The sequence below is a fragment of the Alcanivorax borkumensis SK2 genome (genome assembly GCF_000009365.1).
Classification (GTDB): Bacteria; Pseudomonadota; Gammaproteobacteria; order Pseudomonadales; family Alcanivoracaceae; genus Alcanivorax; species Alcanivorax borkumensis.
In genome coordinates this window covers 1340581-1353061 of record NC_008260.1, presented here as the reverse complement: position 1 = coordinate 1353061, position 12481 = coordinate 1340581, and the positions used below count along the sequence as shown (strand labels likewise).

Sequence of the window (12481 nt, the reverse complement as noted above, 5' to 3'; positions counted from 1 at the left end):
AATAGACCATGACGTTGCGTAACTTTTTCACTTTTGGCGTACTGGCCGCAAGCCTTGCCGCCTGTGCCACCTCTCCGCTTGGCCGGCAACAGTTCCTGTTATTGCCTGCGAATCAGGTAGATGAAATGGGCGTGACCGCCTACGCACAGATGAAGGAGGAAAACCCGTTAAGTAGCAGCGAACAACAAACGGCTTATGTACGTTGTGTCGCCACCGCAATTACCAGCACCTTGGATGATTCTCAGCAGTGGGAAATCAATCTCTTCCAAGATGACTCCGCCAACGCCTTTGCTCTACCCGGTGGAAAAATCGGGGTCAACACGGGGCTATTGAAAGTAGCCAACAACCAAAGTCAGCTTGCCACGGTGATTGGCCATGAAATTGGCCACGTCCAAGCGCAGCACTCCAATGAAAGAATGTCGCTGCAATACGCTACCCAAGGCGGCATGCAAGTGCTGGGGGCTCTGGCCGGAGCAGACAGCGCCGCCAAACAAGGCGTACTCGCGGCCCTAGGCGTCGGTGCTCAATACGGACTAACCCTCCCCTTCAGCCGCAAACATGAAGCCGAAGCCGATATTATCGGGCTACAGCTCATGGCACAGGCAGGGTTTGATCCACGCGAGAGCGTGTCCCTGTGGCAAAACATGAGTGCCGCTAACGGCGAAGAGCCACCGGAATTCATGTCAACTCACCCCTCGAACAGCACCCGTATCAATGGCCTGGAAGCACGTATCCCTGAAGTTATGCCACTGTATAATCAGGCGAAAGCGGCTGGCCGAAACCCGCAATGCGGGTAAAGAACAGCAAGCCACGGCACTAAGTAAACTCCTCTTGCTAGAAATGCCGAGCCTCACGCTGAGCCACGGCTTGAAACAAAAAAACCGCACCCTTTCGGGCGCGGTTTTTTTGTAGCTAGAAGCTTACCTGTTAACTGTAATATGCGTTATCCGTCACGGTATGGTCGGTCTTGTCGCGAACGCCGGCGAGTTCCGGAATCCGCTCCTGGAGGGTTTTCTCCACCCCGTCACGCAGGGTCACATCTACCACAGAGCAGCCCTGGCAGCCTCCGCCAAATTCCAAAACAGCCACATTATCATCGGTCAGTTCCAACAACTGCACACTACCACCGTGGGCTGCCAAGTTAGGGTTGATCTCAGCGTAAAGCACGTAATTAATCTTCTCTTCGATAGTCGCGTCTTCACTGATATCCGGCACCCGAGACTTAGGCGCTCGGAAAGTGAGCTGTCCGCCCATGCTATCTTTCTTGTAGTCGATTACCGCATCTTCGAGATAGCGAACGCTTTTTCCCTCAATCCAAGCATGAAACCCTTCATAATCGTAGCGAACATCGCTTTCTTCCTGCTCGCCCTCCGGGCAATACGCCATACAGCACTCTGCGTGCGGCGTACCTGGACGCTCGACAAAGATACGCACACCAATCTCTGCCTGATCCTGCTTGCTTAGCAAGTCACGCAAGTAATCCTGGGCGGTTTCGGTAATGTCGATCAACTGCTCTGCCATCATAATTCCTGGTTGAGATGAATGAACCCATACGCAACAAAAAGCGTAAAAGGTAAAGCAGCGACGTACGCAAGCTTTCTTTCCTGACTATTTTAGTCAGGTACTGAGCAGTTGCAATGGCATCAACCCACGTATAATTCAAGGCCTACCGCTCAACCCTGTCGCTGTGAAGCAGTCAGGGGTACAATATGCCCCCTTGGGCGCCCTGTCATATAGTCACCGCCCGTGAACATCCAACGTTTAGCCTTTCAGCCAAAACACAGGATCACCCATGTCAGATCGACCACCCACACAGAATCAAACCCAAGATCATGACCCGAGCAGTGGCAAACCGACACTATGGCAGACCATTCACAGTATTCTCGCCGGTCTGCTTGGTGTGCAGAGCAGTAAGAATCGAGAGCGTGATTTCACCAAAGGCGACGCAGGCAACTTTATTGGTGTCTACGTAGTGCTAGTGGTAGCGCTAGTGATCGGAATGGTTGTCGCCGTGAACTTGGTAATCGATGCCGCCGCCAAATAGCGCTAAGTAATAGCGATATGCCAAGATATTTCTTTTCACTATAAGGGCGCTTTGCTAGAGTGCCGCACTGCGCCCTCTGGGAGCAGAGCTTACCTATTGAATTTTAAGCATTTAAGGACGGTGATACAGTCCCATGTACGTCTATCAGGAATACGACCAACGGTTGCTGGAAGAGCGGGTGGCGCAGTATCGCGACCAGACCCGCCGTTTTCTCGCCAATGAGCTCAGCGAAGATGAGTTTTTGGCCCTTCGCTTGCAAAACGGCCTTTATATCCAGCGTTATGCACCAATGCTGCGTATCTCCGTTCCTTACGGCCTGCTGGCAAGTCGCCAACTGCGTCGTCTTGCTCATATCGTGCGGACCTATGACAAAGGCTTCTGCCATGTCAGCACCCGCCAGAACATTCAACTGAACTGGCCTTGCGTAGAAGAAGTGCCGGATATTCTGGCAGAACTAGCCGACGTACAGATGCACGCGATCCAAACCAGCGGTAACTGCATCCGTAATATCACCACCGATGAATTTGCTGGCGTGAATCCAAAAGAAATTGAAGATCCACGCCCTTGGTGCGAAATCATCCGCCAATGGTCCACCTTCAATCCGGAATTCGCTTACCTGCCGCGTAAATTCAAGATTGCGGTTAACGCCGTTCCTGACGCGGACCCCGCACTCATTGGTGTCCACGATATCGGTGTGCAAATTGTACACAACGCCAATGGAGAAACCGGTTTTCAAGTATGGGCAGGTGGCGGCCTGGGCCGCACCCCAATGACCGGTGCCGTCATCGGTGAATTTGTGCCCTGGCAGGATCTGCTTGCTTACCTTGAATCCATTCTTCGGGTGTACAACAAGTACGGTAACCGGGACAACAAATATAAGGCGCGTATCAAGATTCTGGTGAAAGCACTAGGAGCTGAAAAATACCGCGAATTGGTCGAGCAGGAGTTTGCCGAGCTGAAAGGCGGCGAGATGACCCTGACCAGCGAAGAAGTGGCTCGCATTAAGGGCTGTTTCACTGCCCCCGACTACCAGAACCCAGACACCGCTGCTCTGCAGAGCAAGCTGGCCGAAGACAAGGCTTTCAGCCGCTGGTACCACACCAATACCCGTGCTCACAAACAGCACGGCTACCGTGCGGTTACCCTCACACTGAAACGTACAGGTCGTGTACCTGGCGATATCAGTGATGATCAGCTGGAAGCGGTGGCAGACTTGGCTGACCAGTACAGCTTTGGCGAACTGCGCAACAGCCATCAGCAGAACATGGTGCTGTCTGATGTTGCGGCACATGATCTCTATGATCTTTGGAAAGCACTGGACGAACTCGGCTTTGCCACTCCGAACTTGGGTCTGCTGACAGATATCGTGGCCTGCCCCGGTGGCGATCTCTGCGCCCTGGCCAACGCCAAGTCGATCCCCATTGCCGAATCCATTCAACGCCGCTTTGATGATGTGGATTACCTCCACGATTTGGGCCCGCTGGACCTGAATATTTCAGGCTGTATGAACGCCTGTGGCCATCATCACATTGGCCACATCGGCATTCTTGGCGTGGACAAGAAAGGCAAAGAGTTCTATCAGGTCACTCTCGGTGGCCGTGGCGACAAGCTGTCCCGTATCGGAGAGAAAATGGGGCCCTCTTTTGAGTCCGAAGAAATCACCGACGTCGTGGAAAAAATCATTAATCTCTATGTAGAGAAACGCCTCGAGAACGAACCGTTTATCGACACCTACGAGCGTATTGGCATGGACCCGTTCAAGGAGCGCATCTATGGATAAGGTCATCATTGATGGCGCCATCGTGGACAATCAATGGCAACGCCTTGAGGGTGAGGCTCTGGATGCTGAGCTACCCGGCGGCAAGATCATTGTCCCGCTCGCCTACTGGCAGGCCCACCGAGAGGCTCTGCTAGGCCGTGGCGATGTGGCCGTGTGGCTGGCGCCAGGTGAAGAACCAAAAGACCTAGGAAACGACCTGAGCTCCCTGCCCTTGGTTGCCATCCATTTCCCGGCCTTCAAGGACGGGCGCGGTTATTCTTATGCCCGTGAGCTGCGCACCCGTTACCACTTTAAGGGTGAAGTACGCGCCACCGGCGACGTATTGCGTGACCAGCTCTTCTACATGACCCGCTGTGGTTTCAATGCGTTTGAAGTGCGCGAAGATCGCAGCATCGAAGAAGCGCTTGAGAGTCTGAATGATTTCAGTGTGACCTATCAAGGTGACGTAAATGAGCCTCGGCCCCTATACCGTCGAGGCTAGTCAAACGGCTTTATCGCGCTGACAAGACGCCGCTGTCGCTTTAAAGCCAGCGGCGTTTTAGCATCCATACCAACACCCCCAAACTCACCACGCCAATTCCCGCCATAAACCACCAAAAGCCTGCGGGATCATCGACACCGGGCAGCCCGCCCACATTGATACCAAATAAACCGGTAAGAAAGCCCAAAGGAAGAAACAAAGCCGTAATCATCGCCAACAGGTACATCCGGTCGTTGATTGCTTCGTTCTGCACAGAGAACACTTCTTCCTGCAACAAAGTCGCATGCTCACGGGCTGCATCCAGATCTTCCAGTAGACGCTGTAGCCGGTCACCGGCTTCGCGAAGCAGCAAAGCATCTCCCCCTGCGAACATGGATTCGTTCTGCAATTTCATCAACGCTTCACGCTGCGGCGCGAAGAAGCGGCGCAACGTAATGGATCGACGGCGAATCTGGCTAAGACGCGGCGTCAAACTAATGGTGGGTGACTCCTCGATGGATAACGCGCAGTCTTCCACCTCGGATTCTAAGTTTTCAATGACATCTTCCATTCGCCAAATCAACTGATCAACCAACCGCGCCACTAAGCCGGGAATGTCGGCAGGCCCCTCTCCACGCTCAAGCTCCTCCTGCACCGTTATTAGCGACAACAGCGCTCGCTTCTGGGTGCTTACCAGCCCCTTGGGGCCAACCCACAAGCGCAACGCAATCATGTCCTCAGGTCTCGCTCCAGGATGAAGATTGACGCCACGCAGGTAAACCAACAAGCCCCCCGCCACCTCTGTAACGCGAGGCCGAGTTTCCATGGTCGTAAGTGCCGAAATCACCATCGGCGCAATGTCTTGCTGCTCCAGCCAGTGTTGGCTTTCAGGCTGTGAATAATCCAGATGAACCCAATATGGCACCGTTTCGTTCAGTGACACCTGAGCATCAAGGGGGCTCGCCCCGCCCTGCCCATCCAATGTCAGAGCTATTTTCAACCAATGGGACTCGTTCATACGCATCCTTCATTCCGAACCACACCACATGTGGTCGCATCACAGCATGCTTGAGCTGACAAAGACGTACAAACAAAAGGTTGATCGCGCGCTCCCCGCGAAACAGCGATAGTGCTAGATAAAGCCTACAGCTGCTGGGAACCAGTGGTGCACACCCATCGGGTACAGTGGGCTCTTAACGCAAAAAATATGTCATTCAGGCTTGAGCAACCATTGCAGGAAGGCCGCCTTATGATGTGAAAAAGCCTGAACCTCCCTGCTCACCATGTTTTTCCGCAGAATCATTGTAAGCCGTTCGGTTCAGGCTTTTTCATTTGTCCCTAAATTGTGGGACAACAGAGAATCTTAGCTGCTTTTGCTATGTGTGCTGTCATCATAAACAGCCAGGCTACTGAGCGTTACGCCCACGTAGCCAGAAGATCACACTGAGGATAATTACCAGTCCTTGCGCAGCCACCCCTTGCATCGTGGGATAGAGCCCCAGCCATTCAATGGTCGGCACGCCCAGGTAAAAGGCGCTGATCACTCCAGCTTCCTGCAAGGCAGCAATCCCACTGCCCAGTAGAATCACCGACAACATCAGCAAGACTATACTGGTCACACGGAAGAACAGGCTGAGCGGCAAGCGCATACCGATGCGAAAGAACAGGAAGCACACCACCGCCAGAGCCACAATCGCTGCGGCAATACCGTAGAACACATAGGGCTGGGTGGCGGCGGTCACCTGACTTAACAGCGCTTCATAGAACAGAATGGTTTCGAAAATCTCGCGATAAACGGAAATAAATGAGACAAACGCCAACACCCATATGGTGCCGCTACCAAGGGCATTGTCTACCTTGTTTTTGATGTAACCCATCCACTTCTGGCTATTGCTATTGCTGTGCATCCAGAAGCCCACATAGAACAAAATGCCCGCCGCAATTACCCCGGCAAAGCCTTCAGTCATTTCCCGCGATGCCCCGCTGAAGATAATCAACGTATTAGCCACGTACCAAGTCAGCCCGCCCGCCAGCAGCGCAGTAATCCAGCCATAATGAATATGGCGAGTGGCTTTCACGGCGTTGGCCTTGCGGGTGAAGGTTAGCAACGCCGCCACCACCAACAGGGCCTCGAGGCCTTCACGGAACAAGATGAAAAAACTGGCCGACAGCGTTGCCGCTGGGCTGAGGCCATCGCCAGCCAAGGCATCACTGGCCTCAGCCAAGCCTTGCTGGGCTGCAGCCACCTTTTCACTCACTTCGCTGGCAGTACGATCACGGTCAATGGCTTCGCGCACGGCCATGAAACGGGACTCTGCACTGCGCATCAGCTCGCTGTCCACGGCAGACAGCTGCTGCTCGATCATTTCAAAACCGTCCAGGTAAGCAGAAAGTGCCGCCGCCTTGGCCGTCTTTTTATCACCCGCCTGATAGGCAGCATCCGCAACGTCCAGCTTGTCATGACTCAGTGCGATAAACCGATTTTTATTGAATAGCGCGTCGGGGGTACGTCGAAGGTAGCCCAAAGCCGCATAAGCCTTAGGCCCTTGTTCCTTGAGCACATCCTCCGGGGCCTGAGCCACCAGAGTGTCTAGGTCGAGGGCGGTTTTCATACCGGGCACGGTGGTGAAGATCTGTTCGCCATCTTCGGCCACATCATCGGTAACGGCCTTGGCGCCCACATAGAACGCCAACGCCCACCGGTCTTCCTCGCTCAAGGTATCCGCGTAGGCAGCCATCCCGGTCCCATCCACCCCTTGCGTGATGGTGGTGTGCAAACCCAGCAGTGAACGGCCGTTATAGCGCTCTACCTCGGTAAAATCCGTGGGGGCGGGCTCCAGTGCTACTCCGGCAGGGCCATCGCCCTTACCTTGCGCACCATGGCACGCGGCACAGTGACTTTGATACAACGCAACGGCATGCGTTTGATCCGGGGCCTGCTTGGGCGATACAGGAATACCGTAGACACTCACCAAGGTGGCACGAATAGATTGCGCTAGGCCTTTGATCTCACTTTCCGCGGCTTTATCGATCACCGCCTGCTGCAGGCTGTTAGCCTGGCGTTGCAACGTCTGTTGACCCTGCGCAACGGGTAACTCTGCCACGCCTTCAGCGAGTAACGCAGAAAATTCTGCCATCTCGGCATATTCTTCCGGGCTGACAATCTCACCATCCACCACAGCATTGATATAGTCCGCCCCCACATACTCGACCAACTGCACAAGAGCGGTCTGGCTGGCGGCAAAAGCAGACTGGGAGAAAAAGAAAAACGCGAGCAGGCCCGCAAAAAAGTGGCGGGGCAAGAAGGTACGCGGCATAGGAGTGAACCCAATTCATAACATTAAAGACGAGTCATTATCATTTATGTTCACGCCTGCATCAAGGGAATCGGGACCCTTAATAAGGAACAGAGGTTCCGTCGCCGCTCAGCCCACAGTAAAGGCCAGCACCTTGCTGATATGGGACTGCGGCCAACCGCTTTCCCTTTGCCACGTGTTGAAGGCGGCCTGGGCAGCCTTTTGGTCTCGCTGGCTTGCTGGCGGCTTGTCGATGATATTTTGTGCCTTTAGAGCAGCCACTACATCGGCGGTGGGATACCACGTATCGCGGCCTACCATACGCAAGAAAGCCGCCCCAGAATTACCTCCCAGTTGCTTGCCCCGTTTTTTCAGCAACCACCACATACCCACGATATCGTCCACCGGCCAGTCCGCCAGCCAGTTCCCCACACTGCCGTACTCTTCTGCCAAGTCGAGGACCAACTGAGCGTTATGGCGGATCGCTTTCATCTTGCCCCAGTGGCGAATCAGGCTAGTGTCCTGCATACGGTCATCAAGCATGGTGTCCGGCATTAACACTAGCTTTTGTGGGTCAAAGCCGAAAAAAGCCTTCTCAAAGGCAGGCCATTTATTGTCCACCAGGGAATGCTTCAGCCCGGCTCGGAAAATGCGGCGAGTCAACGCAGACATATAAAATGCATCATCACGATGGCGCAAAGTATCTGAATCGGCCACCGTGGGCAGCTGAGCCTGCACAGCCTTTAGTGAACCTTTACGGTTCACCGCCAGCGCCAATAAATCCTTGAATGGGGTCATGCCCTACTCCAGTTTGCGCCATTGCATCTAAGCGCCAGATATACAGTGAAAAGGACGCATTGTAGAATCACTCCCCTGTCCTCTTCGAGTCGACCTGCGGGAACTTCATGACAATCGATCAATATCACGTCAGCAAATCCGACAAACTCAACGGCGTATGTTACGACATCCGCGGCCCCGTGCTGCGTGAAGCGCACCGGCTGGAAGATGAAGGCCACCGGGTCATCAAACTGAACATCGGTAACCCGGCGCCTTTTGGCTTTGAAGCGCCGGAAGAACTGCTTCAGGACGTGATCGCCAATCTCCCGGAATCAACTGGGTATTGCCATTCCAAAGGCCTATTCCCTGCTCGCAAAGCGGTAATGCAGTACACCCAAACCAAGGGCATTGAAGGCGTCACCGTGGATGACGTGATTATTGGCAACGGGGTGTCCGAGCTGATCGTCATGGCCATGCAGGCCCTACTCAACAGTGGCGATGAAGTACTATTGCCCGCCCCAGATTACCCGCTGTGGACCGCTTCGGTGCGATTATCCGGTGGCACCCCAGTGCATTATCTGTGCGATGAACAGCAAGATTGGCAGCCCTCTTTGGAAGACATTCGCGCTAAGGTCAATAAGAACACCAAAGCGCTGGTCATTATCAACCCGAACAACCCCACCGGGGCCAATTACGAACCTGCCATGTTGCGCGAACTATTGCAGATAGCCCGCGAGAACAACTTGATCGTATTCGCCGATGAAATCTACGACAAGATTCTCTACGACGGCGAAGAACACACCTCCATCGCCTCCATGGCTGATGATTTGCTATTCATCACTTTTAACGGCCTATCCAAAAACTACCGCGCCGCCGGTTTCCGCGCGGGTTGGATGGTTATTTCCGGGGCCAAACACCGGGCGGAAAGCTATATCGAAGGCCTAGACATGCTCGCCAGCATGCGGCTGTGCGCCAATGTGCCCAGCCAACATGCCATCCAGACGGCCCTGGGCGGCTACCAGAGCATTGATGATTTAGTTCTGCCCACCGGGCGTCTGGGGCGCCAGCGTGACCTAGCCTGGGAAATGCTCGACTCGATTCCAGGGGTAAGCTGCGTTAAACCAAAATCTGCCCTCTACCTCTTTCCGAAGCTGGACCCTAAGGTCTTTCCCTTTGAAGATGACGAAGCCTTCGCACTGGACCTATTGCGCGAAGAGAAAGTGCTGATCGTCCAGGGCACCGCCTTTAACTGGCCGGATCCGGATCACTTCCGCGTAGTATTCCTGCCCCGCCCGGATGACCTGGAAGATTCCATCGGCCGCATTGCGCGCTACCTGGATCGGGCACGAAAAAAATAACAGGGATTAATCCCGAAAATGTGTTTGTAGGAGCGCCGCTAGCGGCGCCCTACCCTATCAAAGAGCGGCCCATGTCCCACCTGCATATCGACGACTTCACCCACGATGTGGCACGCATTCTCATGCAGTGCTACATGAGCTTCCCTCGCCCAGTAGCCTTATATGTGGAAGATATTGTCGGCCCAACCGAAGTGGATGATGTGGGTTTGCACAGCACTCGTCATATGAGCTGCTTGGGCGCCATGCTGTGGCTGGCCGACGAAGGCTATCTGCGCTACCAGGCCACGATTTTTCAGGAGGGGCTTGAACAAGCAGTATTAACTAACCGCGCCTTTGTATTACTCACCGCCCTCAGCGATTTGCGCTTTGAGGAAACAGACCCGCAATTACCCGCCACCGTGCGGCTGGAAAAAGCCACCCTCGCCGAACAAATCATTCACGCTATTCGCGCACAAGATTCATCGCGTACCACCGCACTCGTTCGCTATTTGCTTTCGCGTAACCCGCAACCGGTGGGCAAGGAGGAGTTCGCTCCCATCGGGGCCAAGCTGTAACCAGGGCGAGCGTTAACTGCGCGGCGACAAAAGTACCGGCCAGAGTGCATAAAGGGGTTGCCCGCTGTTGCCAACCAGCAAACTTGAGTGACTACGGAGTATTACCTTCATCCAAAGCCTGAGGGCGACGATAACGATAATGCACAGTCTTTAACGCCGGCTCACCGACTTCATCAAAACCGATCGCCCCCGGCAATCTAGAGACTTTTTCTGCACCGGGAAGATTTTTTTCCACGCACTGTTCCAGCCAATCATAATCCAGCCAAGGGGCATTGAGGCAGACCAGTAACTCTGCTTCTACCGCCAACAATTTATGCAGCTTGCGCAGCACTCTTGGGTAATCCTCTTGCGCCATAAAGCTGCCACGCTGGGCGCTGGGGGGATCAATCACAATCAATTCATAGCGGCCCAACTGATTCAGTTTTTTCCAACTCCGAAATATATTGTGCGGTAAATAGTGAACTCGGGCGTCCTGGAAACCATTCAACGCATGGTTTTGTTTACCTAGGGTCAGCGCCGCATCAGATAAATCAATATTCACCACGGAATGGGCTCCACCTGCTAGTGCAGCCACAGAAAAACTACACGTAAAACTGAACAGATTGAGCACCTTCTTGCCGTCAGCCCGTTCGCGTATCCAGCGCCGGCCTTGAGCCATATCGGCAAAGAATCCCAAGTTCTGGCCGCGCTGAAAATCCAGTTTGAAAACCAGCCCTTGCTCTGTGGCCACAGAGTGAGAGGGCATTTCACCCTTCACGACAACATTATCGGCCTTGCCGTCATAACGATGTTGAAAAACCAGCACATCGCAGCCCAGTGACGCCATGGTTTCGCTTAAATAAACCTCCAGCGCCGCCAACATCTCCGCTTCCTGTGCGCGAAACAGAGTGGCCACCAGCAGAGGAGGAAAGCAATCTATCGTCAGCCATTCCAGGGATGGCACCGTTTTACCGCGACCATGAAAAAGGCGATGTTTTGGTTGAGACAATGGAACCAGATACGGAGCAAGCAGGTCTGATAGCTGGGTCGAGAGCATAGGGATCAATACAAGCAGTAAGAGAGACAAAGCATGCTGGCAGAAACACAGGATGCTTCTCTCCAGCTGACAAGGGCTAATTATAGCTCAGGGGAGTCTTTGAATAACGCCTTACATGCCTAGACAAGGCATTATCCAGAGGCTTCAAAGCCTTGAACCCACGCGCCTTGCCCCCAATAAATTATTATCTATCTGACGGAGAAACCCTACGATGATGCGCATAGCGCTTTATCTGCTTACCAACCTGGCGGTGATTGTGGTTGCCAGTATCACCCTCAGTCTGCTTGGTGTAGACAGCTATTTAGCCCAGAACGGCAGTGGTCTAAATCTGACCAGCCTACTGATTTTCAGCGCCGTATTCGGCTTTGCCGGTTCGTTGATCTCACTGCTGATCTCCAAACCCATGGCAAAATGGTCCGCTAAGGTGCAGACCATCAATGAGCCCAGCAATCAGGCTGAACGCTGGTTACTCGATACGGTAAAAGAGCTGTCTGATAAGGCCGGCATCAAGATGCCGGAAGTGGGTGTTTTCCCCGCCCAGCAGTCCAATGCGTTTGCCACCGGCTGGAACAAGAATGATGCGTTGGTGGCCGTTTCTCAGGGGCTATTGACCCGTTTCCGCCCCGAAGAAGTACGTGCCGTGCTGGCCCACGAAATTGGTCACGTGGCCAATGGCGACATGGTTACCCTTAGCCTGATTCAGGGCGTAGTGAACACCTTTGTAATTTTTGCTGCCCGCGTGGTGGGCTATGTCATCGACAGCTTCATGCGCCGCGACGGCGGCGGCGGCCTAGGCTTCGGTTACTACATTGTGGTTATCGTAACGGAAATCATCTTTGGTATTGCTGCCAGCACTATCGTGATGAAGTTCTCCCGTTTTCGCGAATACCGGGCGGACGTGGCGGGCGCCCAACTGGCCGACCGCCGCGATATGATTTCGGCTCTACAACGGCTAAAAGCGGAAGCCAAGGTTCCCAACCAAATGCCAGATTCGCTGGTGGCCTTTGGTATTAACTCCGGCGTCAAACAAGGCCTGAAAGCGCTATTTTCTTCGCACCCACCGCTGGATGATCGTATCGCCGCGCTACAGGAGAAACGGCACGGATGAGGGTGAAAATTGACAGTTGATTGTGTTCATAGCCCGAACACACGTGGCGATGAACACAAAGCAAAGAG

General features: G+C 53.9%; 12 protein-coding genes. 7 read left to right on the top strand and 5 right to left on the bottom strand.

Going from position 1 to position 12481, the window contains the following annotated elements:
- Positions 1-8 precede the first annotated feature (8 nt).
- Positions 9-797, top strand: coding sequence for a M48 family metallopeptidase (locus ABO_RS06145; RefSeq protein ID WP_011588474.1), 789 nt, complete (start codon positions 9-11; stop codon positions 795-797).
- A gap of 130 nt (positions 798-927) precedes the next feature.
- Here the strand turns inward: ABO_RS06145 and nfuA are convergent, their stop codons facing one another.
- Positions 928-1524: a Fe-S biogenesis protein NfuA gene (gene nfuA / locus ABO_RS06140; RefSeq protein ID WP_011588473.1), complete on the bottom strand. Its 597-nt coding sequence runs from the start codon at positions 1522-1524 to the stop codon at positions 928-930.
- Positions 1525-1792: 268 nt separating this feature from the next.
- Here nfuA and ABO_RS06135 point away from each other — a divergent pair, with 268 nt between their 5' ends.
- The 3 genes from ABO_RS06135 (at position 1793) to ABO_RS06125 (ending at position 4305) form a co-directional block, all read left to right on the top strand.
- Entirely contained in the window at positions 1793-2044 is a 252-nt protein-coding gene (locus ABO_RS06135; protein WP_011588472.1) for a DUF2970 domain-containing protein, read from the top strand.
- A 133-nt stretch (positions 2045-2177) separates the two neighbouring features.
- On the top strand, positions 2178-3824 hold the full coding sequence (locus ABO_RS06130) for a nitrite/sulfite reductase (RefSeq protein WP_011588471.1): 1647 nt from the start codon (positions 2178-2180) through the stop codon (positions 3822-3824).
- Complete coding sequence (locus ABO_RS06125) at positions 3817-4305, top strand: DUF934 domain-containing protein (protein WP_041704930.1); 489 nt, start codon at positions 3817-3819, stop codon at positions 4303-4305. Before ABO_RS06130 ends, ABO_RS06125 begins: the two co-directional genes overlap by 8 nt.
- Positions 4306-4345: 40 nt before the next feature.
- Here the strand turns inward: ABO_RS06125 and ABO_RS06120 are convergent, their stop codons facing one another.
- The 3 genes from ABO_RS06120 to ABO_RS06110 all read right to left on the bottom strand — a co-directional run bounded on the left by ABO_RS06120 (position 4346) and on the right by ABO_RS06110 (position 8378).
- Positions 4346-5302 (bottom strand): zinc transporter ZntB, encoded by a 957-nt coding sequence (locus tag ABO_RS06120; protein ID WP_035458305.1) that lies wholly within the window; start codon positions 5300-5302, stop codon positions 4346-4348.
- Positions 5303-5690: 388 nt separating this feature from the next.
- On the bottom strand, positions 5691-7601 hold the full coding sequence (locus ABO_RS06115) for an FTR1 family protein (protein ID WP_011588468.1): 1911 nt from the start codon (positions 7599-7601) through the stop codon (positions 5691-5693).
- 108 nt (positions 7602-7709) lie between these two features.
- Complete coding sequence (locus tag ABO_RS06110) at positions 7710-8378, bottom strand: DNA-3-methyladenine glycosylase I (RefSeq protein WP_011588467.1); 669 nt, start codon at positions 8376-8378, stop codon at positions 7710-7712.
- A gap of 107 nt (positions 8379-8485) precedes the next feature.
- On the opposite strand from ABO_RS06110, the gene ABO_RS06105 reads away from it, so the two are divergent.
- Both ABO_RS06105 and ABO_RS06100 read left to right on the top strand, forming a co-directional pair.
- A complete protein-coding gene (locus ABO_RS06105) occupies positions 8486-9715 on the top strand; it encodes a pyridoxal phosphate-dependent aminotransferase (RefSeq protein WP_011588466.1) in 1230 nt (409 codons plus the stop codon).
- Positions 9716-9786: 71 nt separating this feature from the next.
- Positions 9787-10269 (top strand): hypothetical protein, encoded by a 483-nt coding sequence (locus tag ABO_RS06100; protein ID WP_035458311.1) that lies wholly within the window; start codon positions 9787-9789, stop codon positions 10267-10269.
- A gap of 91 nt (positions 10270-10360) precedes the next feature.
- On the opposite strand, the gene ABO_RS06095 is transcribed toward ABO_RS06100, so the two are convergent.
- On the bottom strand, positions 10361-11305 hold the full coding sequence (locus tag ABO_RS06095; RefSeq protein WP_041704929.1) for a class I SAM-dependent methyltransferase: 945 nt from the start codon (positions 11303-11305) through the stop codon (positions 10361-10363).
- A 211-nt stretch (positions 11306-11516) separates the two neighbouring features.
- Between ABO_RS06095 and htpX the strand changes: the two genes are divergently transcribed.
- On the top strand, positions 11517-12413 hold the full coding sequence (htpX, locus tag ABO_RS06090; RefSeq protein WP_011588463.1) for a protease HtpX: 897 nt from the start codon (positions 11517-11519) through the stop codon (positions 12411-12413).
- Positions 12414-12481: the final 68 nt, after the last annotated feature.

What these genes read in the sequence shown, in the direction of transcription:
- ABO_RS06100 (WP_035458311.1), top strand. Translation starts at nt 9,787, where the DNA reads ATGTCCCACCTGCATATCGACGACTTCACCCACGATGTGGCACGCATT.
- ABO_RS06095 (WP_041704929.1), bottom strand. Translation starts at nt 11,305, where the DNA reads ATGCTCTCGACCCAGCTATCAGACCTGCTTGCTCCGTATCTGGTTCCA.
- ABO_RS06130 (WP_011588471.1), top strand. Translation starts at nt 2,178, where the DNA reads ATGTACGTCTATCAGGAATACGACCAACGGTTGCTGGAAGAGCGGGTG.
- ABO_RS06110 (WP_011588467.1), bottom strand. Translation starts at nt 8,378, where the DNA reads ATGACCCCATTCAAGGATTTATTGGCGCTGGCGGTGAACCGTAAAGGT.
- ABO_RS06125 (WP_041704930.1), top strand. Translation starts at nt 3,817, where the DNA reads ATGGATAAGGTCATCATTGATGGCGCCATCGTGGACAATCAATGGCAA.
- nfuA (WP_011588473.1), bottom strand. Translation starts at nt 1,524, where the DNA reads ATGATGGCAGAGCAGTTGATCGACATTACCGAAACCGCCCAGGATTAC.
- ABO_RS06135 (WP_011588472.1), top strand. Translation starts at nt 1,793, where the DNA reads ATGTCAGATCGACCACCCACACAGAATCAAACCCAAGATCATGACCCG.
- ABO_RS06115 (WP_011588468.1), bottom strand. Translation starts at nt 7,601, where the DNA reads ATGCCGCGTACCTTCTTGCCCCGCCACTTTTTTGCGGGCCTGCTCGCG.
- htpX (WP_011588463.1), top strand. Translation starts at nt 11,517, where the DNA reads ATGATGCGCATAGCGCTTTATCTGCTTACCAACCTGGCGGTGATTGTG.
- ABO_RS06120 (WP_035458305.1), bottom strand. Translation starts at nt 5,302, where the DNA reads ATGAACGAGTCCCATTGGTTGAAAATAGCTCTGACATTGGATGGGCAG.
- ABO_RS06105 (WP_011588466.1), top strand. Translation starts at nt 8,486, where the DNA reads ATGACAATCGATCAATATCACGTCAGCAAATCCGACAAACTCAACGGC.
- ABO_RS06145 (WP_011588474.1), top strand. Translation starts at nt 9, where the DNA reads ATGACGTTGCGTAACTTTTTCACTTTTGGCGTACTGGCCGCAAGCCTT.